Source organism: Embleya sp. NPDC025285 (assembly GCF_055558835.1).
Window position 1 is genome coordinate 33,525 of sequence record NZ_JBVHLU010000076.1, and the last position, 23,932, is coordinate 57,456.

21 protein-coding genes and 1 pseudogene are annotated in these 23,932 nt (G+C 70.5%); 11 read left to right on the top strand and 11 right to left on the bottom strand.

The window, feature by feature from the left end:
• Positions 1-54: 54 nt before the first annotated feature.
• Complete coding sequence (locus tag ACZ4FV_RS36855; protein ID WP_402240857.1) at positions 55-225, top strand: hypothetical protein; 171 nt, start codon at positions 55-57, stop codon at positions 223-225.
• A 1,359-nt stretch (positions 226-1,584) separates the two neighbouring features.
• Here ACZ4FV_RS36855 and ACZ4FV_RS36860 read toward each other — a convergent pair.
• From ACZ4FV_RS36860 to ACZ4FV_RS36885, 6 genes are all read right to left on the bottom strand, one after another.
• The gene (locus ACZ4FV_RS36860) at positions 1,585-2,766 is read right to left on the bottom strand and encodes a hypothetical protein (protein ID WP_465324890.1); all 1,182 of its coding nucleotides are present in this window, start codon (positions 2,764-2,766) and stop codon (positions 1,585-1,587) included.
• Entirely contained in the window at positions 2,711-3,160 is a 450-nt protein-coding gene (locus ACZ4FV_RS36865; protein WP_402240861.1) for a hypothetical protein, read from the bottom strand. The genes ACZ4FV_RS36860 and ACZ4FV_RS36865 overlap by 56 nt, the downstream gene beginning before the upstream one ends.
• A gap of 578 nt (positions 3,161-3,738) precedes the next feature.
• Complete coding sequence (locus ACZ4FV_RS36870) at positions 3,739-4,692, bottom strand: ParB/RepB/Spo0J family partition protein (RefSeq protein WP_402240864.1); 954 nt, start codon at positions 4,690-4,692, stop codon at positions 3,739-3,741.
• A complete protein-coding gene (locus ACZ4FV_RS36875; protein ID WP_402240867.1) occupies positions 4,689-5,831 on the bottom strand; it encodes a ParA family protein in 1,143 nt (380 codons plus the stop codon). The genes ACZ4FV_RS36870 and ACZ4FV_RS36875 overlap by 4 nt, the downstream gene beginning before the upstream one ends.
• A 646-nt stretch (positions 5,832-6,477) precedes the next feature.
• Complete coding sequence (locus tag ACZ4FV_RS36880) at positions 6,478-6,789, bottom strand: 4a-hydroxytetrahydrobiopterin dehydratase (protein ID WP_402240962.1); 312 nt, start codon at positions 6,787-6,789, stop codon at positions 6,478-6,480.
• A gap of 2 nt (positions 6,790-6,791) precedes the next feature.
• Positions 6,792-8,075: a Twin-arginine translocation pathway signal gene (locus ACZ4FV_RS36885; RefSeq protein WP_465324898.1), complete on the bottom strand. Its 1,284-nt coding sequence runs from the start codon at positions 8,073-8,075 to the stop codon at positions 6,792-6,794.
• Positions 8,076-8,368: 293 nt separating this feature from the next.
• On the opposite strand from ACZ4FV_RS36885, the gene ACZ4FV_RS36890 reads away from it, so the two are divergent.
• Positions 8,369-8,932 (top strand): hypothetical protein, encoded by a 564-nt coding sequence (locus ACZ4FV_RS36890; protein ID WP_465324902.1) that lies wholly within the window; start codon positions 8,369-8,371, stop codon positions 8,930-8,932.
• Between the two features lie 772 nt (positions 8,933-9,704).
• Here the strand turns inward: ACZ4FV_RS36890 and ACZ4FV_RS36895 are convergent.
• Positions 9,705-10,244: an anthrone oxygenase family protein gene (locus ACZ4FV_RS36895; protein WP_402240875.1), complete on the bottom strand. Its 540-nt coding sequence runs from the start codon at positions 10,242-10,244 to the stop codon at positions 9,705-9,707.
• 614 nt (positions 10,245-10,858) lie between these two features.
• Between ACZ4FV_RS36895 and ACZ4FV_RS36900 the strand changes: the two genes are divergently transcribed.
• The 6 genes from ACZ4FV_RS36900 to ACZ4FV_RS36925 all read left to right on the top strand — a co-directional run bounded on the left by ACZ4FV_RS36900 (position 10,859) and on the right by ACZ4FV_RS36925 (position 15,733).
• Complete coding sequence (locus ACZ4FV_RS36900; RefSeq protein WP_465324907.1) at positions 10,859-11,926, top strand: RNA polymerase sigma factor; 1,068 nt, start codon at positions 10,859-10,861, stop codon at positions 11,924-11,926.
• A complete protein-coding gene (locus ACZ4FV_RS36905) occupies positions 11,923-12,573 on the top strand; it encodes a hypothetical protein (protein WP_402240880.1) in 651 nt (216 codons plus the stop codon). The genes ACZ4FV_RS36900 and ACZ4FV_RS36905 overlap by 4 nt, the downstream gene beginning before the upstream one ends.
• A gap of 365 nt (positions 12,574-12,938) precedes the next feature.
• Positions 12,939-13,121 carry a hypothetical protein gene (locus tag ACZ4FV_RS36910; RefSeq protein ID WP_402240883.1) on the top strand — a complete coding sequence of 61 codons (183 nt, stop codon included), beginning with the start codon at positions 12,939-12,941 and terminating at the stop codon, positions 13,119-13,121.
• A complete protein-coding gene (locus ACZ4FV_RS36915) occupies positions 13,118-14,029 on the top strand; it encodes an RNA polymerase sigma factor (protein WP_465324909.1) in 912 nt (303 codons plus the stop codon). The genes ACZ4FV_RS36910 and ACZ4FV_RS36915 overlap by 4 nt, the downstream gene beginning before the upstream one ends.
• Positions 14,026-14,691 (top strand): hypothetical protein, encoded by a 666-nt coding sequence (locus ACZ4FV_RS36920; RefSeq protein ID WP_402240886.1) that lies wholly within the window; start codon positions 14,026-14,028, stop codon positions 14,689-14,691. The genes ACZ4FV_RS36915 and ACZ4FV_RS36920 overlap by 4 nt, the downstream gene beginning before the upstream one ends.
• A 52-nt stretch (positions 14,692-14,743) precedes the next feature.
• Positions 14,744-15,733 (top strand): hypothetical protein, encoded by a 990-nt coding sequence (locus tag ACZ4FV_RS36925; RefSeq protein WP_465324910.1) that lies wholly within the window; start codon positions 14,744-14,746, stop codon positions 15,731-15,733.
• 67 nt (positions 15,734-15,800) lie between these two features.
• On the opposite strand, the gene ACZ4FV_RS36930 is transcribed toward ACZ4FV_RS36925, so the two are convergent.
• Positions 15,801-18,329 carry a tetratricopeptide repeat protein gene (locus ACZ4FV_RS36930; RefSeq protein WP_465324911.1) on the bottom strand — a complete coding sequence of 843 codons (2,529 nt, stop codon included), beginning with the start codon at positions 18,327-18,329 and terminating at the stop codon, positions 15,801-15,803.
• 187 nt (positions 18,330-18,516) lie between these two features.
• On the opposite strand from ACZ4FV_RS36930, the gene ACZ4FV_RS36935 reads away from it, so the two are divergent.
• The gene (locus tag ACZ4FV_RS36935) at positions 18,517-18,675 is read left to right on the top strand and encodes a hypothetical protein (protein WP_465324912.1); all 159 of its coding nucleotides are present in this window, start codon (positions 18,517-18,519) and stop codon (positions 18,673-18,675) included.
• Positions 18,676-18,715: 40 nt separating this feature from the next.
• Positions 18,716-19,711: pseudogene (locus ACZ4FV_RS36940) on the top strand (ATP-dependent DNA ligase).
• A gap of 211 nt (positions 19,712-19,922) precedes the next feature.
• Here the strand turns inward: ACZ4FV_RS36940 and ACZ4FV_RS36945 are convergent.
• Together ACZ4FV_RS36945 and ACZ4FV_RS36950 are read right to left on the bottom strand one after the other, a co-directional pair.
• The gene (locus tag ACZ4FV_RS36945; protein WP_402240896.1) at positions 19,923-20,183 is read right to left on the bottom strand and encodes a hypothetical protein; all 261 of its coding nucleotides are present in this window, start codon (positions 20,181-20,183) and stop codon (positions 19,923-19,925) included.
• A 47-nt stretch (positions 20,184-20,230) separates the two neighbouring features.
• The gene (locus ACZ4FV_RS36950) at positions 20,231-20,488 is read right to left on the bottom strand and encodes a hypothetical protein (RefSeq protein ID WP_402240898.1); all 258 of its coding nucleotides are present in this window, start codon (positions 20,486-20,488) and stop codon (positions 20,231-20,233) included.
• 166 nt (positions 20,489-20,654) lie between these two features.
• Between ACZ4FV_RS36950 and ACZ4FV_RS36955 the strand changes: the two genes are divergently transcribed.
• Complete coding sequence (locus ACZ4FV_RS36955) at positions 20,655-21,128, top strand: hypothetical protein (protein WP_465324916.1); 474 nt, start codon at positions 20,655-20,657, stop codon at positions 21,126-21,128.
• Between the two features lie 823 nt (positions 21,129-21,951).
• Here the strand turns inward: ACZ4FV_RS36955 and ACZ4FV_RS36960 are convergent.
• Positions 21,952-23,826 carry an ATP-binding cassette domain-containing protein gene (locus ACZ4FV_RS36960; RefSeq protein WP_402240903.1) on the bottom strand — a complete coding sequence of 625 codons (1,875 nt, stop codon included), beginning with the start codon at positions 23,824-23,826 and terminating at the stop codon, positions 21,952-21,954.
• Positions 23,827-23,932 lie beyond the last annotated feature (106 nt).

A 23,932-nucleotide genomic window follows, 5' to 3' on the forward strand; every position in this document is an offset into this window, starting at 1 on the left:
TAGGGCGACATCGCCCGCGCCGGCCGCGACGCACTCCCGCCCGACCGCCGCCGCATGTTCGACGCCGGCATGACCGCCCTGGCGAACGACCCCTACGGCTCGGGCTCCCGCGCCGTGCGCGACAACGACACCCGCCAGGCGCTGGTCGGCGGGTGCGTGACGATGTACGTCGTCTCCAGTGGCGTCTTGGTCGTCACCGTCGTCCGACTCCAAGGGCCACCGTGACCCGACACGCCTTCGCGTCGCTGCGGGTTCGAGCCGCCACCCGACAGGGCCGGAATCTCTGTCGGGCTTTGCCCCACCCGACAAGGCCACGGCGAGTGGGTCCCGGCTTGTCGGGTCGATGTCGGGACCCGCGTGGCGGCCGACACGGGGTCGAACACGCCTTCGTCGACTCGACACGGCGCAGCGGCACCCGCCACGCCCGCCAAGATCATTTTTGCCCGGTTGGGCAAGGGCGTCTCCGGGTCAACGCGGAGCAGCCGACACGGCCGGGGGGATGACGTGGCGATCGGACTGTGTCGGAGTGCGGCCGACACCGACCCGACACGTCTCCTCGGTCACCGATACGAGACGTACGGCTGGTGGCCGCCGTCTCGGTCGACCGGTTGGAAGTGCGCGTGGGTTGGCGGCCACGCAGGACCGGTTGACGGTGGTGTTTGCGATGTCGCTTGAGCGGTGCACCTCTCGAGCGGTACCGGACATGACGGGCCCGACACGAGGCGATCGAGACGGCCCGCCATGTTCGACCGTGTCGCGGCTGGGGCGGGTCCGCGCCTTCGTGTCGGGTGGGGCGCGGCCTCGGACGTTGTGTCGGGTACCTCCCGACACGGTTTGGCGGCTTGGCCCATCGGACTTGTCGTGCAGTCCTGTGGCGGCCGCGACCCGACACCGGATGTCGCCCCGACACGCATCGGACGCCAGCATGTCCATGTACCCGGAGCGACGGCCTTAACCGGGTTAAGGGTCGACATCGGTTGACGACTCGAGGGCGCGTGACGGGTCCGGCGATCCTCACATGTCGTGTCGCCGGCCTTAACCCGGTTAAGGCCGACACGGGTTCGTCGGAGCCTTAACCGGGTTAACGCCGCAGTTCAGACGCGGGCCATGAGTCGGTCGGTCAGGGCCAGGAGGGTGTCGTGCGGGAGGTGATCCACGATGGCGTCGGCCAAGGTGGCGGAGTCGCCCGCGAGCCGGAGGGCGTCGTACAGCACGGCCGCCAGTGTTCCCCGGCGCCGGTGACCGGCGGAGGGGTTCGAAGCGGGGATCGGCGACGCGGCCTTAACCGGGTTAAGGCCCTCCGCCCTGTCGTCCTGTGTCTTCCTGGCTCGGGGGGCCTTAACCCGGTTAAGGGCCTTGGCGACCTATTGCGCGGAATGCGCAGACCGTAGAAGCCCAGTCTTGCCTGGCACGGCGCAGCAGTTGTCGGACGATGCCTGGCGGCGATGACCGTGTTGAGGACGGGGTCCTTGCCGGTTGCCCTGATGGCGGTGGCGCTTCGGTTCTTCGACCGAAGAACGGCGAGCCCGGGTCGGGGTATTGGGCCGAGATCGGCCGACTACGACGAGCCCGTGGCCAATGGCGCTACGGGTAGAAGATCTGGTTCACCGATACGACGACGTTGTCCTTCACCTCCACGTGAAAGTGCTTCGGCGCGTCCGGACGGATGTAGTCACGCACTTTCTCGGCCGTCGACGGGCAGGCCGGTGTGACGGGGTTGCCCTTGCGGAGCGGGCAGTAGGTGTCGTGCGCGGTAGTGAAATTCGCCTTGGCCGTGAAGGTGAGCCGGAACCTGGTCTTGTCGGGATTGATCCAGTAGTACTCGTTGCACCAACCCCCGCTCTCGGAGAGCGTCTCCCCGGCCTTGATGCACGCCGCCCGCGCCTCCTCGCCCCAGAGAACCTTCAAGGGGTCGACCATGATGGTCCGGCCGGCCGGGTCGACGGAGGCGAGCAGGACGTCGTGGACTCCGTCGGGGAGCGTCGGGGCGTAGGAGACCACGGCGCTCGGCGCCTTGCCTTCACCGAGCTCATGCAGCAGGTCGGCGACTTCGAAGACCGACTTGGCGGAGTTGAGCATGCCTTTCAAGGTGTTGACCGCGAAGGCCGCAGTCTCCCGGCCGATCCGGTCCAGGCCCATGGCCACGCACTCGCGGACCAGGTTCGCCAGCCGCCGGCCGCTGCGTTCCTCGAGGGTCGACCAGATGCGTTTGGCGCATCCCATGGCGTCCAGCAGGCCGTTTGCCGCGGTGAACAGGTCCGACTGGCCGGGTTCCGCGAACTGCCGGTCCTCCAGCATGCGGCGGGCCCGGACGAGGAAGTCGTCCGCGCTGTGCCCACCGACCGGCACCAGTTCCGCGAAGATCCTGGCCAGGACCTTGGCGCCGTCGTCGACCGACTTCGCGGCGGACATCAACCCGAAGATGACGTCGAATGTGGTGGTGAGCGCGGCGAACTCAAGGTCGACCCGGGCGGCGGCTGGAGTTTTGTCGGTGAAGGGCAACTCCGCGCTGCTCAGGCGGGGCACCATGCTGTCGCCCGCGAGGGACTCGAGGTAGCGGGCGAGCATCACGTGTGCGTCGTCGATCCTGCGTGCGTCGTACAATGACCAGCTCACGTCGAAGAGGCCGTTCGCCTCGACGGCGAGGGGGAACTTGCGCGGGTTCTCGATGCGCAACGCCCGGCGGGTCGGCTTCTTGTCCTCCTTGATGTCAACGACGAAGGCGCGGATCCAGCTCTTGTCGGGTGTGACGGCGATGTCCTTCACGCGGGTGACGGTCACGCCGGCCTTGGTCGAGGGGCTGCCGTCCGCGTTCCCGCGCCGAGAGCAGCGAGAAGTGCGGCGCCGTGGCGACCAGTTCGTGTGTGGTCCCGTCGTAACGGGTCTCCAAGGGGAACCACAGGCCCAGCGCGCCCTCCCAGATGGCGATGTAGGCGTTGGCCAGTGTGGAGGGCTGTTCGCCGGTGCCGTTGGGAAGATCCCGCTCGGGCTCGAACGAGAATCGGACCTCCGCTGCGGTCAGCGGGACGGAGGGCGTGATGTCGACGACTGGGCCGATGCGGACGGTTCCCGGCAGCATGCCGTCGAGCGGCGTCGCGTCCGGGAGGTCGGTACGCATCCGCACCTGCCCGGCATCCAGTCCGGGCTTGGCAATCCGCACCCCCAACCCCACGGAAGACGCCCAACCGTCCCGCCATCGGACAGTCTCGTCCCCAGACGGTCGTGCCCCGGCCGCAGGCGGCGATCCACGGGTGCCGCCCGAAGGCGCCGGACTCTTCCTCGGTTTCGCGCCCCCGTCGGTGCATGCGACGAGCAGCAGCAACAACGTCAGCGCGAGCACCCCGCCACGGGCACCCCACCCTGGTCTCCGAACCGCCATTGCCGCCCCCCGGCAAGAGTTCCGAGTTCCCCGAGTCTTCCCAACCCCCACCCACGAGTCTGACCCCGCGAGGTTCCCGAAGACCAGGGCCGAAACGTGCTCCCAATGGCGCGAAACGTTTCCTTTGCGAAAATACCGGCGCTCGCCATCCGACGGTCGAACAGACTGCCGACCACCTCGCCCACCCCAGTCCGCGCGAAGCACCTTGCCACTCCGGCACGCTCCCCGCGCACGTCGCCCGAGTCTGCGTGTGGCGGCCCCGGTCGTGTCCTGACCGGCGCCGAGCGTTAACCGGGTTAAGGGGTCGAGTCGAAGGGCGCGGCCACCGTGGCCTTAACCCGGTTAATGGTTCGTCGACGCTAGATGTGGGTCATCAGGCTGTTCGTCAGGGCGACGACCACGTCCCTGGGGAGGCGGTCGACGAGAACCTCGGCGAGCGCGTCGGGATCCCGGGTGATTCCGAGAACCTCGTCGAGGGCTTCGGCCAGGCGGACGTCACCGGGGGCGGGAGCCTGCGGGGTGTCCTCGGACGACGGCTCCTCGACCTGCCGGGGCGGCGGGGCCTGAGGACGAGGCTGCGCGGCCTGGGGCTGCGGACGGGCGGCCTTAACCGGGTTAAGGGCCTTCGCCGCCTCGGTGTGTTGCTGCTGGGCGGGCAGGCGTCCGATCCGCCGCCCGTCCTTGACCTTGAGCTCTCCGCTCTCCACCTTCTCCTGGAGGTCCTGGGGGAGTTGGAGGAGGGCCAGCCGTTGGGACACCCAGGCGCCGCTCTTGCTGAGCCGGCGGGCGACCTTCTCCTGCGATCCGTGGATCTTCAGCAGGTCACGGATCGCTTTGGCCTCGTCCAGCGGCGGGACCTCGGCGCGGTGCAGGTTGGCGACGAGCGCGTTCTCGAGGATGTCGGCCGCGCTCGCGGCGAGCGCGTCGTTGACGTCGATGCGCAGTTCGTCCAGGCCCGCCAGGTGTGCGGCGGCCAGGCGCCGGTTGCCGTCGAGCACGACCCAGCGGGCCGGGGCGAGCGTGTCGCCGTGGTCGGGGTGGGCTGCCTCGAACGCGGCGCGGGTGACGACGGTGAGCGCAACCAACTGCCCCCTCTCGCGGAGGGAGGCGATGGTCTCGTCGAGTTCGACGAGTTCTTCACGCGGGTTGTACGGGTTGTGCGTGAGTTCCGCGAGAGGGACACGTGCGGGCGCGCGTCCCTCGCCGTTCATGATCTCGCTGCGGGTGCGGACCCGGCGGGGCGCGGGAGGCGCCTCGACATCCTCGTCCTCGACGCTGAAGCCCGAGGTGACGCGCGCTGACTTCGGACTCATACCGCCAACTCCTTCGCCAGTTCACGCATGACGCGGGCGTGTTCGCTGTCGGGCGCGTACTCCAGGAGCGGGATGTTGCCGTCCGAGGCCTCCCGGCCCTCCTTGAGGTCGCCGATGACGGCGAGCACACCGGGGTTGGTGCTCTTCTCCCACTGTTCCTTGTTGGCCTTCACTAGCGTGCCTCGGCGCCCGTCGTAGGCGTTGACGATTAGACCCAGATAGTCGATGTCCGTGCGGGCCTTCTGGCACAGGTCGTTGATCTGGGCCTTCAGCAGCTTGAACGCGCGGTGCGAGGCCCCGTTGGCCCACACGGGGGTGAGAACTCCCGAACGGTCGGCGCGTTCGCCGTCACGGCGGCGCACGTAGTACAGGGCGGTGTCCATGCTCAGACCGAGGCTGGGCGGCCCGTCGATGACGATGACGTCGTAGTCGCTCTCCAGCGGTTCGAGGGCACGCTCCAGAGCCGACTCGCTGAACCGGATCTTGACCATCTTGGCGTCCATGAGGAACGCGTCGTCACACGCCGGGAGCACGTGGAGTCGGTGCCCGAACCGCTCCTGATCCAGGGCGACCAGCAAGTCCCTTATGTCGCCGCGTGCTTCCTCGGCCATGTGGGACAGCAGACTGTCCTCGCCGTCCGGGATCTCGTCGAGGCCGAGTTCGGCGGTCAGGTGGCCCTGCGGGTCGTAGTCGACGAGCAGCACCCGCAGCCCGCTCTCGGCGAGGGCCTGGGCCATGCCGGAGGCGATGAACGTCTTGCCGACGCCGCCTTTCTGGTTGGCGACGATCACCCGCAGGACGGGTTGCGCCGTCAACGGGGCGGTGGGGGAGGGGTGGTTGCCCAGCCACAGGGTGACCGCCTGGGCGAGGCCTTGGACGTAGGTGATGCCGCGCTGTCCGCATTCGGTCTTGAACCGGTCCGGCTCGCCTACGGGCAGGAACGTGCCCCAGGTCTTCGCCCCGGTGGTGTCGACCTCGGGCGGCGACTCGGTCGAGTACCAGGCCCGGACGGCGTGTTCGGCCGCGTCCTGGATGTCCAGGCCGTGTTCGAATGCGCGGATCTTCAACAGTTGGCGCAACTGTGGAGCGAGAGCGGTGATTAGCTTCTCTCGGTCCTCACGCTGGTTTGGGATGCTCACGGCACCGAACATTACTAGGTCGCGCGGCGGACACAACGGAGGTAAAGCGGTATGTCGGCCAACCCGCGAACTCCGCCCGGCCATGCGATTGGCGAGCGGCGGCGGCGCCCGGTCGCGGCAGAGGCGGTGCCGGACGGTCGGGCGCGGATGGCGTCGGCGAAGGAACGGGCCGCACGAGGGCCGAAAACATTGCATCGGGCGTGGGTGCGGCCCTCGGCGTGGCGATCCGTCTCCCCTTCCAGCGGGGCGATTTCGCAAGGCCCCGGCCGTGTGTTGCTCATGTCGACTGCGAGAACTGTGCACCGGGGAGAGCCTGACCGGACGTGAGATCGCCTACCGCCTGAGTCGGACCTCCCCCTGATCTCGAAGCAGGGGACGGGGTGACGATCCCGAACCTGCCAACCTCGATGCCTGTCCCGTTCGGTCGACTCGTCCCCACGTCGCACGCGAACTCAAAGCCGACGGACGGACTGGGTGGTCGGTGGGGTGGGTGGTCGGCAGACGCAGGAACGGGGGAGGGGAGTGGCGCTCGACGAGGGGTGCGTCACCCATCATCGGGGAGCTTGGCGGGCCGTGAAGTCCTGCCCCCGTTGGAAGCCCGATTTCCCTCCGGCGCTCGCGTCGACGCGATGACGCGCTCTGATGGTCAGTCGATTGGTTGTGCGCCGTGTGCCGGTGCGACGGCTTCGATGCGGCGGGCGAGTTCGAGGTCGTGTTCCGCGACGTGTCCGCCGAGGTCGCTGGAGCTGATGCTGATGTGGAGGGTCTTGTAGCCGAGGGTCGCGTCGGAGTGGTGGCCCCAGGCGTCCTGGATGGCGGCGATGTGCATGACGAACGCCGCTCCGGCGATGTGCGGGATCCCGTATGTGCGCTCGATGCGGCGCCCGTCCGTGGCCCATCCCGGGAGGTCGGCGGCGAGTGCCTTCTCGATCTGCGACAGGGTCAGGGCTTCGGCCATGGTCACGCCTCCAGGGTCAATGGTGCGAGCAGGGCGGCCAGTTCACGGCCGATCGAATGATCGTGCCATGCCTGCATCTCCCACTCCAGGGCGGCGAGTTCACGAGCGGCCCGGACGCTGCCGGTGCCCAGGGCCGCGTCGACCGCCACCCGCGCGGACTGCAGCGCCGCCTCGGGTTCGCCCAGGCCCGCGCGTGCCCGCGCCTGGCGTGCGCTCCACACTCCGACGTCGCGGCGCGCGGATCCGCCGGATGCGGGGATGACCTGCTGCCAGAGCCGATTCGCGTCCGCGTGCAGACCCAGGCGGCCGTAGCAGGTGGCGCGTTGCACTTGTACGTAGTGGGGTGTGCGCAAGCATGCGGTGCCCCAGACTTCCTCGTCGACGTTGCCGACGAGGTGCTCGGCCCGGTCGAGGAGTCGGTCCGTCCGGGTGCGGTCGCCCAGGAGCGAGGCGCCGTGCGCCTGTTGTTGCAACGCGAAGACGCGCAGCTCCGTGGGCAGTCTGCGCCCGACGGTGAGGACGTTGGCGCACAGGTCGACTGCGGCGGCGCCCGCTCCGGCGTCGGTGTGCGCCATGGCCCGGTCCACGAGGGAACAGGCCACCGCGTGGGCGTTTCCGGAACGGTGCGCGAGTTCGGTGGCCACGCCGTGCCACTGTGCGGCGAGAGCGGTGTCGCCCGCGTCGAGGTGGAGCCAGCCGGCGAAGGCGGCGTATGCGCTGCCGGTCCCGGACAGGCGTCGGCGAACGGCCGACTCCGCCTCCTTGAGGAGGTTGCCGATCAGGTGCAACTGCGAGGTGACGGTCCCTATGAGCGCACGCGGCCCCAGCATCATGTCCGCCCGATAGTGGCCGGCCAATTGCTCCTCGAAGTAGTCGACCAGGGCCGGATCCACGCGCCGCGGTTGCGCCGCTCGCGCTCTCCCGGGCCACGCGCCCGCGGAGATCGCGAGCGCGCCGCCGCCGACCGACCGTCGGCGATCCACCGACTCGCCTACGGGTGTCGGAGGTGGATCGTTCACCGGCACCGGGGAGTCGACCGGCCCGATTCCCAGCTCCGCCTCGGACATCGCCGTGAGTGCGACGAGGAGGCGCCGGTACATGGGCCGCGGGCGAGCGGTCTCTCCGTCCTCCCAGCGCGCGATCAACCTGGCGTCGACAGAGGCATGGCGCTCGCCGAGCTCGTCCGCCTTCGCCTGGAGCGCGAGGGCGAACTCGGACCGGGACTGCTTCCACCGCTCCTCGCGGACAGCGCGGAGGCGGGTGTTCGGTGTGCGACGGATCGCCATGCGGTCCCCCTGTGCGCGGCGGCGGTGCCCCACGCTACCCCCGCGACGGAACAACCACCGTGCATCGGGCTTGAATTGCCATCGGTTCGCCATCGACAACGCCATCGTTCCGCCGCCTGCCGCCCGGTGATGATCGTCGCGAGCGGGTCCGGCGGCGAGCCCGGCCACCCTCCGACTCGTATGCCGTACACGGCGATGCCGGGCCCGCTCCCGAACCTTCTCGACGGCCGCTCGGCCCGACCCTGCCGACGACGAGCAGCCACCACCCGCGCTCACCCACGATGGGAGCCTTCGTGACCGATACCGAGGCGGCGGTCGAGACCGTCACCCTGCCCGCCTGGAGCATCCACCTCGTGCCCGTGGAGCACCCGCGGCCGTGGCGGCTCACGGTCGTCTCGGCGGGGATGCACGCACCGGCCGTGCAACTCGAACGCGTCGCTGTGCACGTCACCGATGTCGAGGTGGCCGCGTTCGCGGAGACCCTGCTGTGTCCTCGGCATCCGCAGGAGCCGCAGCCCGGCAGGGCGCGCGTGGTCCGGGACGGGTTCGGCCTTCTCCTGCGGGTCGTCGTCCACCCGATCGACCTTGAACCGGGCGTGGTCGCGCACATCGAGGAACACCACCGGCGGATCCTCCTCGACGACATCGGCCGGCACCGCCCCGATCTGATTCCCGCCGGCACACCGCTCGAACCTCGGTTGTGCCTTGACCCGACGCCGGTGACCGGACTGACCATCGACCAGGTCGCCGAGCTGCACGGGCGCCTCGGCCGATGGCTCGCCAGCGAGGGCATCCGCGCCGCCATCGCCGACCGAACCGTCCGCCGCAGGGTCCCCGACCCGGAGAGCAACGGATGATCGGCGATATCGGTGACCGTTTCGCCGCCGAGGGAGCCGCCCTCGAGCACCTCGCCACCCCGTGTCCTTCCGGACATCGTCTCGGCCGAGGACTGCCGCACCCACCGTCGCGACACCCGTGCGGCATGTCACGCCCTTCGTGCTTCCGCAGTGCTCGACGCACATCGCACCGAAGTACGCGAGACGGCGAGCACCACGACGGCACATGTCGACCTGCAATGAACGGCTTCCTCGCCACGCATCACGAACTGACACCGGAACGGTATCGACGCTCTCCGAGCCTGATCGTCGCCCGGCGCACATGGGCCCTCGACTCGATGGCGTGGTGAGCGAGCACGGGACGGCGCACCCGACGACGCACCGGAGGATCCCCGACGTCCACGCGCTCGGCGCCACCACACCACGCTCAATCTTGTCGTCGATATCAGGCTGGTGTGGACTACAAGGATCGAGACGCACGATCGAAACGCTACGTGCCTGACCGGTGCTGAAGCGAACCGCAATCGACATGCGCGCGCCCGGCGCAATGAGTGTCGGGTAGTTCGATGTACGCGGACGGAGCCATGCTTCGAGTTCGAATCACTTCTCCAGGAACGAACGTGCGCGTGAGGCCGATTTGGCCCTGAACGCTCCCCGACCCCCGGTCGCGCGTTCCGACCGGCGGAGATCTCGCAGTTCGTATCGCTGATCCTGAACCGAGTCGCTTTGGTCGCTCCTTCCGGTGACACGGGCCCATGGCCCGGCGCAACGAGGATGTTGAATCACGACTTCGTCAGGCGTGGTTGCGGCGGTGCAGGCGTACGGCCTTGACCATCGCGACGGCCGCCGCGGTGGACAGCACGGCGCGGATGCCGTTCCAGATGTTCCAGGTGGTCTCGAAGTCGGCGCGGGTCTTGCCCGGGTCGACGCTGCCGGCGCCGGCGAGCATCTCGTTGAGCGGGACGTTGATGCCCAAGGTGGTCAGGACCGTGGTCGTGTAGAGCGCAAGGGCGGCGATCGCCCACCGGTACGTTGAGCCGCCGCCGCGCTTGCGGAGCTTCCAGGCGGCGATCGCGGGTGTGGCGAGTGCCGCGGTGAAGACGGCGAAGAACAGCGGGTTCTCGATGTTGGTGTTGATGTGCTGCATCGAGTGCACGAAGTCGGCGTCGTCCTTGGTGCCGAGCAGCGGCATGACGACAGTGGAGAAGGCGACGTAGGTGCCGGCCATGAGGGTGTTGGTCACGGCACCGGCGGTGAGCCAGCGACCGACGGTGTCGCGGGTGCCGGCGATCGAGCGGGCGGGGGCGGTGAGGGTGTGCTCGATGACGGCCATGGTGAACTCCCTGGGAACGAGGATGTGGGGGCGGGGGGTTTCGCGATCTCCGCGTCGGCCGCTCCGCTCTCGGCATCTCAAGGCTCGCGTTTGCGCCGACTCAGAACAACGGTGGTTCAGGCAACCACGGTTAACCCCGGAGTTACCGATGAGCGCCGACCGACGATCGGCCGGTTGGGCCGACAGCGTTCCGAGACGATGAGGCACCCTCGATGGTGACCCCTGGGCGCGCGGACATGCAGTGCCACGGCTGGTGCGGCCGGGAACGACCGCCTCGGGGTGCTCGAAAGTTTTTGCGGTTTGGGTTGGACGCGGCCGTCCTCTCGTACGGGATACCCAGTGAAGGCAACTCGCGCGCCCCTCACGCTCCCGGCTCCCTCTCCGCGCATTCGGGGGCGCGCATTTCCACACTTCGGAAGGATCGCCGTCTTGAATGGCATCTTCGGGCCCGACGGCGCCAGAGATTTCTGGCTGGGCATAGGTGTGCTCGTCATCGCGGACGTGCCCACCGTCGTTCGTCCACCGCGTCCGGTCGCGGTGCGCCGCCGGACACACCCCGCCGCCCCCGGTGGCCGGCCCACGCCTGTGGTGGGCGAGCACGCAGGGGGACGACGATGAGCGAGTCGCCCGAGCGGCTGGACGACCCGTACGATCCGACCGACGCGGAGATGGCCGAGTTGGGCATCAGCGCGATCGAGGTACTGGACGCGTTCGAGGACTTCGACCCGGACTGTCTCCTCACCACGTTCCACCCTGCGGACCCCGAACGATCCTCGGGCGCCCCGTCGGCCGCGGACGCCGCGGAAGAGGAAAGCGACGGGATCGACCTGACCCAGGTGTTGCCCGACGACTTCGTCGTGTTCCTCCACGACCACATGCATCGCCTCACCCGGTTCGCGCTCGGCTACCTGGACTCGCGCAAGGACGCGGAACAGACCGTGTCCGATGTCATGTTGGAGGTGTCCCAACACTGGGAGGAACTCCCGGAGCAGGCCCACCAACTCGCCTTCCGTCTCCTGCTGGGTCGCCTGGACGACCAGGCAGGCCGGCGTGCTCGGGCCCGTCGGGCCGTGGCACCCCACCGCCCGGAGCCCGAACGCCCGGAGATCCGGGCCGCGTTGCCGTGGACGGACGCGTTCGTCGAGTTCGCCGGCGCCTACCGGCCCGCGCTGATCCGCCACGCGCGCCGACGACTGGGGGCACTGCACCAGGACGCCGAGGACGTCGTCTCCGAGGTCATGCTCGCCATGTACATGCGCTGGGACCTCATCACCGAGCACCGCAGCCCGCCACAGGCACTCGCGTACCGCATCGTGCGGGGCAAGGCCGTCGACTGGCAGCGCCGCCGCCGGCACACGCGCGAGATCAGCGTCGACTTCACCTCCGCCCACGCCCCTGACGGCCCGGCCGCCGCCACACACGACGACCCCGGCCGATTCGTCCCCGAACGCGACCCCCTCGCCCGCGCGTTCGCGCTCCTGCCCCTCAAACGCGGAGCCTGCGCCTGGCTGCACCTGGTGATGCAGGTGCCGCTCTGCGACGTCGCCGACTACCTGGGGGTCACCATCTCCACCGTCCGCTCCCACCTGCATCTCGCCCGCCGGGACCTCGCCGCCACATTGCGCGAGACCCTCCCCGTCGACCCCGTCCGGCCCCATCCACCCCAGGGGAAGAACATATGAACCCTCTAGATCACGCACTGCAGCAGCGTCGTCGTGCCCTCGAAGAAGCTTTCGCCGACTACGACCCCGCCGCCGCCACCCAACGTCTGGCCTCGCGCATCGTCCAGGAAAACCTCGCGGCCTCACTGATAAGGCCACGGCCGGTCCCCGACCCGGACGGCTCCGGCCCGGACACGAAAGAGAACGCCGCCCGCAACCGCGCCGCCGCCGAGATCGAACACCTGTGCCGCCTGGTGATCGCCCGCCCCGACACCTCCCGCCTGCTGGGCGAGTTCGTCGGCAACCGCGCCCCGGCCGGCGCCGTCGTATTCGCGTGCCTGCTCTACCTCACCGGCCGATGGGAACCGGCCGCGTTCTGGTGGCGATTCGCCGCCGGCGCGGAACAGGGCGAGGCGATGCGGTTCCTGGTTCTGCACCACCGCGCCGAGGGCGAGTCCGGCGACGCCCAGTGCTGGACCGACCGCATTCCCGACGACACCGCCCCCACCCCGTCCGCAGCCCCCAGCGGTCGGCGGACGAGCGAAGCGGAGACCTACGTCTCGCGCGCCGAATCCGCGATACGGGCGGTCGAGCACCCCGACTTCGGAGAGGTCTGCGTACCCCAACCCTCGCTTCCCTGCCGCGTCACCGTCGCCGGACACTGCTAGAACACCCACCACCGACAAGCAGCGATCCCACCGCTCGCCCAGCCGACCACCGATACCCGCACCCCACCCCGACCACGACCACGCCGGCTGCCCATCCTCGCCGGGCGCAGCCGATACGGCGCCGTTCCCCACCCCGGGAGCGGCGCCGTTGCGCATGTCGCCGACGGGTGTCGCCGGCATCGTGCGAGCTCACACGCCAATCCGATGCCCTTTCAAAGACGTTGCGGAAATTTTCGCCGCCCACACTTGGACAGATCGGGCCCGCCGTTCGGGATACGGGTGAAGGCCAAGCGCTCGCGACGCCCCGGCGCGCCGAGCGCCCCCGGGGACGCAGCGCCCCCACTCACTCCGGAAGGACCGCCGTCTTGAATGGCAACATCGGGCCCGACCGGGCCAGAGAACTCTGGCTCGTCATAGGCGTGCTCGTCGTGGTCCTGCGCGCGTTCGTCGGCGCCCAGCGGCGACGCGCGATCGCGGTGGTCGAAACCGGCCGCACTCTCGGCCGATCCCACCACTCGGCACGATCCGCGCGCGGGAGGGGACGATGAACGAACGCCCCGACCAGGTCGTGCCCGACAGGGCCCTCGACGACCCGATCGACCTCACCGATCTCCTGCCCAACGACTTCATCGCGTTCGTGCAGACCCACCAAGTCACCATGACCCGATACGCCTACCAACACCTGGGCTCCCTCGAGGACGCCGAAGGCGCGGTCGCGGACGTCATGGTGACGCTCTTCGAGCAGTGGGACGACCTGCTGCGAAACCCCGCCCCACCGATCCGACTCGCCTTCCATCTCCTGACCCGGCGTATCGAGAACCACCCCGCACCACCCGTCCCCACGCCTCGCCCCGCCGACCTCCGACCATCCGATCCGTTCGCGAACCCGGAGCGCCCGGACTTCGCAGAGTTCGCCCGCGCCCAACAGCCGGCGCTCACCCGCTACGCGCGGCAACGGCTGAGGTCGTCCCACGACGCCGACGACGTCGTCTCCGAGGCCATGCTCAGCCTGTACACGCGCTGGAACAGCCTCGACCACACCAACCCGCCCCGGGCACTCGCGTTCCGCGTGCTCCAGGGGAAGATCGTCGACTGGAGAAGGCGGCGATACATCCGCTCCGAGGTCTACGTCGACTACACCGCGCCGGACGCGCCCGACGTCGAAGCCATCGGGCACGCCCTGGGCGATCCCGCGGCCTTCGTTCCCGAACGCACCACCTTGGAAGACATCGTCGTGGGTGCCATCGCGGCCATGCCGAGCAAGCGGGCCGCCTGCGCGCGACTGCACCTGGTGATGCAGATTCCGGTACCCGACGTCGCCGACTACCTGGGGGTCACCATCTCCACCGTCCGATCCCACGTGCACACCGCCCGCAGGCAACTCGCCGCCGTCCTCGACGCAAGCGTCGCCTTGGATTCGGCCCGGCCCCACCCTCCCCGGGGGATGACCGCATGAACACCCTCGACCGCGCTCTCCAACAGCAACGCCGAACCCTCGACGAGGCCTTCGCGGACTACGACCCCGCGGCCGCCACTCAACGCCTGGTCTCGCGCATCGTCCAGGAAGGCCTGACCGCCGCACTCGCCCGATCGGGCCCCGTGCCACCCCCGACCGGTGGTACCGCGCTGACGGACACGACCACCGACCAACACCGGGCCGCCGCCGAACTCGAGCGCCTGTGCCGCCACGTGATCGGCCGCCCGAACACAGGCCAGCTGTTGACCGGATTCGTCAACGAGCGCGTTCCCGCCGGGGCCGTGGTGTTCTCGTGCCTGCTCTACCTGACCGGGCGCTCGGAACCCGCCGCCTTCTGGTGGCGGTTCGCCGCCGGCGCCGACGAAGACGAAGCCGTGCGGTTCCTGATGCTGCACCACCGCGTGCAGGGCGAACCCCGCGACGAGCAACGCTGGGCCGCGAGCATCCCTGCCGCACTCCCGTCCACCGCGACCGATACGCATCCCGCCGATACGGCGTCCCGACCTGCCAAGGACACCGAGCGATACGTGGTGAGGGCCGAACCCGGGATCGAGGAAGTCGAAGACCCCGACTTCGGCGAGGTCTGCCTCCCGCGAACCTGGCTCCCCACCCGCATGATGCTCGCCGGAGGAACCTGCTGATCCCCGTCGATAGCGGTGGCCCCGACGACACTCCGTCGAGGCCACCGCTTGCTTGTCCAGGCCATTTGCCACCACTCCCGGGGAGCCGCTGGAGGAGTACCTGCGCCGGCGCGGCCTGGCGGGCCGGATCGGGCAGGCGCTGCCCCAGCAGATGCAGACGGCGATGTCCGAGGTCGCCCAGGCGCTGCTGCTGCCCGGCGCGGTCGGGTCCGTGATCGGCCAGGTGACCACCGGCCTGGTGGGGGCGTTACGAGAGCGCCGGCAGACGGTGCGCTCGCTCGCCGGGTGCCGCCGGCTCGCCGCCGACCTCCTGGAGGCCGAGCCTGACCTGGACGCCCTCTCCTTCCATCCGCACCTGCTCGCGTGGGAACTCGCCCGCCTTCCGGCCGACAAGCGCGTCACGCCGGTGGTGCGGGAGGAGGAGGCGACAAGCCTGTACGCACTCCTGGAGAAGACCAGTCTCAGCAGCATCATCCGGGCCTCCTCGAAAATCACCGCCCGCCTCGAGTTCCTCACCGCCCTCGAACATCTGATCTTCGACGAGGACGCCTCTCGACACGTCAACGAGAGGGATCACCTCCACAAGATCATCGAGCGCGGGCTGTGGCTCTTCGGCGAAGAGTTCAACATGATGACCAGCAGCGAGATCGGTCTCACCAAGGTGCTGGAGCACCACCGCCGTGTCGTCGGACTGGACACCCCCGCCGACGGATCGGTGCGGACCGAGGACGGGCGGCTCGCCCGCGTCGACCTCATGCTCAGCGCCAGCACTCAAGAACACGACCGAGTGCGACACCTGATCGTCGAACTCAAAGCACCCAATGTGAAGGCAACCGACGTCGAAGTCGGCAGTGTCTCGACCGGAGTGCCGTGGTGTTCCTCGGAAGGGTCGATTGCGGGGGCAGGGCAGGGCAGGACGCGGTCAAGGAAGTCACTGCGAGTGCGGGTGTCGAGTTTCCCGTCGGGCGACCCACTCCCGGTATGCCGCCGCAAAGCCGAGCGCGATCTCAAAGGCCAACTCCGCAGGCGCGCTTGGGCCTGAGCCCGTCCGGCTCGTCCACCGGTTCGACCCGGAGTCCCACCTTGCCTGCTCTGGGGCCGACGTCGGTCTACCCGTCGACGGGTGACATGTCGTCCTCGGCGTCGAGACCACATCGGAGCAACGCGCGCAGGCGCTCTGCGCTGTTGCGTTTGCCTGTCTCCTCTCGCAGCTCAGCCAGCCGCTTTAGCGCGTGGGTGTCTCCGGCGTCGGCGGCTTCGCAAGCCAGGTGTTCGGCGCCGTCGTGATCACCCGCATCTTCCTGCAACTCGGCGAGCCGCAGCAGTGCTTCGGTGTCCCCGGCATCGATGGCCTGGCGGTAGAGACTTGCGGCGCCCTTGTGATCACCCACCTCCTGTCGCAGGTCGGCCAGATACCCCAGCGCTATGAGGGACCCAGCGTCGGCGGCTTGGCGGTACAGGCGTTCGGCGCCGTGATGATCACCAGCCGCTCGTCGCAGGTCGGCCAGCCACTCCAGTGCGAAGCAATTCCCGGCGTCGGCGGCTTCGCGAGCCAGGTGTTCGGCGCCGTCGTGATCACCCGCGTCCTCCCGCAACTCGGCCAGCCACGCCAGTGCATACATGCGCCCGGCGTCGGCGGCTTGGCGGTACAGCTGTTCGGCGCCGTCGTGATCACCCACGTCGTCCCGCATCCGAGCCAGCCATTCCAGTGCGAAAGAGTCTCCGGCGTCGGCGGCTTGGCGGTACAGCCGTTCGGCGCCGTCGTGATCACCTGCCTCGCGCCGCATCCGAGCCAGCTGCCTTAGCGCGTGGGTGTCTCCGGTGTCGGCGGCTTGGCGGTACCGCCGTTCGGCGCCGTCACGATCCCCAGTCTTCTCCTGCAGTTCGGTCAGTCGCTTTAGCGCGTGGGTGTCTCCGGTGTCGGCGGCCTGGCGGTACAGGCGCTCGGCGTCGTCGCGGTCACCGGCGGATTCCCGCGTTGCGGCTAGCCACGTCAGCGCGTGAGGGTGCCCTGTTTCGACCGCTTCGCGGGCCAGGCGCTCGGCGGCGTCGCGGTCACCGGCGGTTTCCCGCAGCTTGGCCAGTCCTAGCAACGCGCCTGGTTTGCCAGCGACGATTGCTCTGCCAAAGAGGCGTTCGGCGTGGCGCAGCCGCAATCTTTCCCGGGCGGCTCCGGCGAGGTTGAGAGAGTCGGCGGGCGTGTGGGCGTGGTCGTGCGCAGCGTCCCAAAACGAAGTGCCGGGGCATCCGGCGCTGCGGGTGCGTCGTGCGTGTTGTTCAAGGTAGTCGGCCAGGCGGTAGGTGAGTTCGTCATTGCCGGTGGTGTCGCGGGTGCGTCGGCGGGGGCGGATGCGGGTCAGGGGCGCGACCGCGCCTTGGACACGGGTGGTGGCGTAGGCGAGGGCTTGTTCGAACCAGTCGTCGTCGAGGGCGTCGGATTCGTGGTCGGTGAGGTAGGCGTCGGCGGCGTCCTCGAGGAACGCTTGGCGCAGGACGGGTCCGTGTCCTAGGCGGCGTGCGTCCATGGCGGCCTCGAGGACCGCCCGGGCGTGGGTCGGGGCGAGTTCGAAGCGTTTGAGCAGGGCGAGCGCGCCCGCCAGGAACTGGGTGATGCGTCCGTTGCCCCCACTCGTGAGGGCCTTGGCCAACCGCAGGTCCTCACCCGCCCGAGCGCGCACCGCGTCCAGATCGTCACCGGCGAACACCTCAGGCACGCGCAGGTCGGTGCCCGTGAGCAGGGCCCGCGCCTGTGCGTGCGGGTCCGGGGCACCAGCGGGGGGCCTGGTGGTGAGGGTGGTCCAGAAGGGGTCCGGCCACAGTGTCGCCAGGATCAGGACCGGTCCGCGCCGCAGGTCGTGGAGCAGTTCGCGCAGGCCGGTGGCGATCCGCTGCCCGGCCCCGGCGGGTTCGAGGTAGGTCTGGGCCTCGTTGAGCCAGACCACCGTGCGAGGCCCCACCCCGGCCAGGCCGGCCTCGGCCTGGCCCGGGTGCAGGGGATGCCACAACCGCCACCCGTCCGGCACGCCTTGGAGCGCTTCCCAGCACGCGCGGGTCTTTCCGGTGGACGACCCGGCGACCAACGTGACCATCGCGCTCTCCCCTGCCGCCGCGCATTCCACCGCCTCGCGCAGCACCAGGTCGTGGGTGCGGGCCACGTACACCGGCAGCACCGGCATTTCGGCTCGGGCGTGTTCGGGGGCGTCGATGGCGTGGTGCACCTCCAGCGCGAACGGATCCGTGAACTCCCGAACCGGCCGACCCACGAACCCTGTGTCGGCGGAGGAAGGTTCGCCGCTGTGTGGTGTGTGGGGTCGTCCGGTGGGTCGGCGTTCGCGTACGGCCTCGCTCCGCAGACGTTCCCACGCCGCGGTCGGTGTCGCGACGTACGCATGGTCGAGGCGGGCGGCCTCGTGCTCCAGCCACGTCACCAGGAACGCGAACCGGCCCGGATCGGCCGGCACACCGCGCCCGTTGAACCAGTCGCTGAGCACGGAGGCCTTCAACACCACCGGCGGATGCTGTTCGGCGCCCTGTCGGACCAGCTTCGCGTACGTGGGGGATCCGGCCCGTTCGTGCAACTCCTTTAGCGCCCGCGCCAGTTTCGCGGCCTTCGCCCTGCCGCCCGCATCGCCCGCCACGAACGCCCACCTCGATTCGTCCGGTCCGGATCCGGTCCGGACTACCGCCGGAATACCCGCGCTGTGCAACCCAGCAGCCTAGAGACGGACACCCGCCCCCCGGGGCGGTCGCCGGAAGAACCTCCGTAATAGCCCGATGGGACGACACGAACCCGACCGGGGTTCGCACCCACACGGGGAGACCATCGTGAACGAGGACCAGCCCACTACCAATCCTGCCGCAGCAGTTCGAGGCCGTCTGGTGCGCGCCGCCCGATCCTTTCTCGTAAACGCGGTGCGCGGCTTGGCCGCCGGCGCCGGAAGCGCCGCTGGCGGCTGGATCGTGTGGTGGATCACCCACCACTGACACCGGCGTGAGGCGCGGCCCCGCGTGGTACCGGCCGCCCATGACGATCATCGTCCCGCCCGAGCCGATACTGGCCGCCCCGGTCGAATCCCTGCCACACGCGGGGGTGTTCGAGCCGAAGTGGGACGGGTTCCGTTCCTGGGTGGCCCGCCCGGCCGGCGGCCCGGCGCGGGTCGTGTCCCGCCGGGGGACCGACCTGTCGGACGCGTTCGCGGACATCGCCCGAGCCGCCGACCGGGACCTGCCCGACGTGGACGTGCTCTTGGACGGCGAGCTCGTGGTCTGGCACGACGGGAAGCTGGCGTTCGACCTGCTCCAGCGGCGGATGAACCGCACCCGCGCCGCAGCGCTGCGCGCCGCCCGCGAACACCCGGCCAATTTTGTGGCGTTCGACGTGCTGCGCCTGGGGGACCGGGACTTGACCGCATTGCCGTAAACCACCCGCCGCGCCGTGTTGGAGGACCTCTTTGCCGAACACGCCCTGGGCCCGCCGTGGGCGCTGTGCCCCTCCACCACCGACCGTGCCCTGGCCGAGCGGTGGATGCGGGAATGGGCGCCGGCGGGCCTCGAAGGCCTGATGATCAAGGACCCGGCCTTGCGTTATCTGCCGGGGGAGCGTCGGTGGCGCAAGTACCGAACGCGAGACACGACGGAAGCGGTGGTCGGGGCGGTCGCCGGGAGCCCGGCGAATCCGACCACCGTCCTGTTCGGCCGGTTCGACGAGGCAGGCCTGCTGCGGTTCGTGGGCCGCAGCACCGTCCTGGACCCCCGCGTCCACGCCGCACTGGTGAAGCGCCTGACACCGGCCGCGCCCGACCACCCTTGGCACGGTCGCTCGTTCTCGCCGTCCTGGGGCTCCCGCGAAAGACACCCCATGATCCCGGTCGCTCCCGAACTCGTCGCGGAGATCGCGGTCGACTCCGCTTTCGAGGACGGCAAGTGGCGTCACCCGATCCGACTGTTGCGTCTGCGCGAGGACGTGGTCCCGGCGGACGTGCCGGTGTTCGGCGAGGGTGCTCGGCCGGCTGCGGGCTGACGCCAGCCCGGGCGGTGGTATCGGGGTTCACCCGGTCGGGCGCGTGCGGGTCGTTGCGGGTGGGGCAGGCATGGTGGCGCGCTGTTCCCCCTGTTTCCCGACCGGCGAGGGATGGCTTGTGGTGGGTGGGCGTCTCCTTCCGGCGGGGGAGGAGGCGCCCGATCACACGCTCGGGCGCCGCGCGCGCTCGGTGCCGCGTCTCGCGGGGTGGTCAGGATTCGCGGCCGCGGAGTTGCGAGACCCGGTCGGCGGAGACGATCACGACGAACGGGTGGCCGTCGACCGGGCTCTCTTCGTCCGGGTACAGGACCCCCTCGGTGCCCTCGGGCAGGACCGGGCCGTCGTCGACGACCGCGGTCCAGGCCACCGGTATGGCGCTGCGCGGGTCGGGCCAGTCGAACAGGTCGAGGGTGACCTCGGCGCCGGTGCCGTCGGCGAGTTCGAGGTAGGCGTGTACTCCGGGCCGGTCCACCCGTCGATTCTGCGACGAGCGCCCGCGTCCCGCGCGCCGGCGTTCGATCAGGTCGAGGTGCCCTCGTCGGCGAGGACGGCTATGGCGGCCTTCTTGAGGGCGTCGCGGTCCTCGGCGCCGGCTGCGCCGGCTTCCTTGCGGGCGGCGATCAGTGCCCACATGGCGGTCGTCCGCGCGGCCCGGGCCCGTTCCAGGGCCTCGGTGTCGTCGGTGGCCGCGATGCGTAGGCATTCGAGGTGGGTGTGTTCGAACGCGAGCTGGTGGTCGAGCAGGGGGCGGAGGCGTTCGGGCAGTGCTTCGGACATGCGTTCGATGGTACGTACGGCGCCTCGGTCGTTGCCGCGACGCCCCAGTGGGTCGGCTCGATTTCGCCCGGACGGATCACCGGGCGGGCGCCCCCGGTATTGGTGAGGCGGGAGGGGACACGCCGACGGCGTGCCTTTTCGGCCGGCGAAACCGATAATCGAACATATGTACGGCAATGACGATGGCGGCGACGACTCTCCGGCGTGGGAGCGTCCGAGTCGTTTCGCCCGCGTCCTCGCCGAGCAGGGAGCCCCGGCGAAGCTGCGGGGCCGGGTCGGCGTTGCGCCGCCGGGGTGGCCGCCCGTGGTGCGGCCGCCGGGTGTCGAGGGCTGGGAGGCGACGGCTGTGACCTGGTTGTTCGATCTGTGCCCGCCCGGCTATCGGGGGCACGCTCTGCTGCGCAGGTATCCGGTGGTGCTGGCGCGGATGGCGCGTCAGCATGTGTCGGCGGCGTTGGCGGCGGCGCGTCACGGGTACGGCACCGCCCGCGAGGAGCTGGGCCCGGTTGTGCCGGCCTCGGTGGTGGGGGCGGTGTTGCGGATGTACGAGGTCGAGGGTGCGCGTGCTGCGGCGACCGAGCGTGCGGTTCGCCTGGTGGAGGAGGCTTTGGGCGGGGAGCGGTGGGAGCCGCGTTTGTGATGCCGAACGCGGGACCGGGCGACGTGCTCGAGGCGCCTCGTCGAACGTGGTGCGGCCGGTCTGTGGGAAGAAGGTCCGGGCCGAGCGGCGACGGATCGGCGTTGGCGGTCGGGGTGGTCGGCGCCGGTGTCGCGCAACCGGCGCCGACCGTTCCCGTTTCCCGGTGGCTTCGGGGGAGGGGCCCTCGGGTGTGGTGCGGGCCCGGCGACGGGGGGACGCCGGACCTTCACGGTCGGCACAACGAGCCACCCGGCCCCGGGTGACGGCACGTGCCGCCGACCCGACGGGCGCCTTGCCCCTTCCCGAGCACCGGTGCCACGCCCATCGGTTCCCGCCGGCGCCCCGACGGAGGGTCTCGTGTCGGGGCGGGCGGGTAATGTCCGCGGCCACCGGCGGCCTCTCCTCCCCGAGAGACGTTCGGTGGTTGTGGTCGGCCCGCCCTTCCCCACGCGGCACCCCCCTCGGGACGGCGGGCCGCCCCACGTTGCTGCGCGGCCCACGCGGGGGTGGGGCCGCGCGGCAACCGCCTGCCCACCCCCGGGTGGGTCCGCCACGGCCTGGACTACGGGCGCGGCTCGGCAGCGGGGAATGATCCCGGGACGGTGCCGGTTGTGGTTCTCGTCGGTGAGGGTGTGCCCCCGGGCCCAACCATTGCCTCCGTGGAATACCGGTTCGGCTGGAGCCACGGTGTGCCTTCCGCCGTGAGGCGGCAACGCTCACCGACCTTCGACGTGTCGCGGCGCCACCCCGAACCTTCGGGGCGGCGCCGTTTCGCATGTCTTGCTATGGGCCGGGCGGGTCGTTGCGGTGGTGGTCCGTCGGGTCAGCCCTGTTGGAGTTTGTAGAGCTCGTTGAAGAGGCCGCCGGCGTGGGCGAGTTCGTCGAAGGTGCCGGTCTCGACGATGCGTCCGGTGTTCATGACGATGATGCGGTCGGCGGTGCGGACGTTGGCGAGGCGGTGGGTGACGAAGACGGTGGTGCGGCCTGCGGCGAGGGCGCGCAGGCGGGTGAAGACGTGGTGTTCGGCGCGGGCGTCGAGGGCTGCGGTGGGCTCGTCCAGGACGAGGAGGGCGCCGTCGCGGTGGAAGGCGCGGGCGATGGCGATGCGTTGCCATTGGCCGCCGGAGAGGTCGTGTCCGCCCCACCAGGAACGGGCCAGGCTGGTGTCCAGGCCGTCGGGGAGCGCGGCCACAGCGGTGTCGGCGCCGGCGGCTTCGGCCGCCTCGTGGACGGCCCGGTCGCCGCGGGGTGCGGGTTGCCCCAGGTCGATGTTGTTGCGGGCGTTCATGGGCCATCGGGTGTAGTCCTGCGGTACGGACGCCACGTGTGCCCACAGCTGTTCGGGGTCGGTGTCGGCGGTGTTCACCCCGTCCCAGGTGACGGTGCCGGTGTCCGGGAGGTAGAGCCCGAGGAGGAGTTTGACCAGGGTGGTCTTGCCGCAGCCGTTCTCGCCGACCAGCGCGACGACCTCGCCTTGCCGCAGTTCCAGGGACAGGTCCGCGACGGCGGGGGTGTCACGCCCGGGGTAGGTGAAGGAGACCGCCTCGGCCCGCACGAGAGCGGGGCCCGCGGTAGGGAGGGCCGTGGTTCCTCGGGTGGTGCGCCATTGTTCGGCGTCGGCCAGGAACGTGCGCCAGTCGTCGACGTACAGGCCGGTGTGGAAGACCTTCGCGGCGGCCCGGACCATGCTGTCGACGGCCGCGGACGCGACGCGGATGCCGACCACGGCGGCGCCGGCGGCGGCGAGGGAGACGCGGCCGCTCGCGGCGAGCCACACCAGCGCCGCCCAGGTGGCGCCGGTCAGCAGTCCGGCGATCGCGTCGCCGGTCATCCGCACCCGCAGGGACGCCACGGCCAGGCGCACCGCCTGGTGTTCGAGGCGTTCGGCGACCTGCTCGTACTGGCCGATCAGGAACGGGCGCATCGTGGCGGTGCGGACCTCGGGGGCGGTGGTGCGGGCGGTGATGTAGGAGCGCAGGGTGTTGCGCAGTCGGGTGTCGGAGCGGGTGGCGTGCGCGGTCGTGTGGGTGATCCGCGCGGTGCGTATCGCCGCCCAACCGCGCGGGGCCGCGGCGAGCAGCAGCAGCGGCACCAGGGCCGGATGCAGCAATCCCAGCACGCCGGCGGTGGCGGTCAGGGTCAGGGCGGCGGCGGTGAGGTCGACGGTATCGGCGAGGAGGTTGCGCACGTTCGCCGCGCCGGTGTCGGCCGCGTCCAACGCGTCCTCGAAGCCGGGGCTCTCGTAGGCGATCGCCTCCACCGCGGTGGCGGCCTCGATGACGCGAACCTCGGCGACGCGGCCGAGCCGGGGCGCGAGCCGGGCCTGGACCGCGACCGCTCCCGACGTGAGCAGCGACCGGACGATCAACGCCGCGATCAGGGCGAGCAGACCGGGTGCCGTGTCGCGCAGTCGGTCGGTGGTGGGGGTGGTGGCGAGGAGGCCGGTAAGGGCACTGGTGGTGGCGGCGAGGCCGAAAGCCGCGCACAACGCCGCGCCGAGCTGACACGCGAGGAGGGTGACCAGCGCTCGGGGGTCCGCGGTCCAGGCGAGGCGGAAGGTGGTGGCGATCAGGCGGGGCAGGCGTGCGGCGAGATGTCTGCTGGTGAGGTCCGCCACGGCTTGGTCGTGGCGTCCGGTGACCAGTTGCATTTGTGGGGGAGCGGCGGACGGGTGCGCGGCGGCGCTGGAATCGGTCACGGGTTCATGGCAGCGGGGGGGGGGGGGGGGGGGGGGGGGGGGGGGGGGGGGGGGGGGGGGGGGGGGGGGGGGGGGGGGGGGGGGGGGGGGGGGGGGGGGGGGGGGG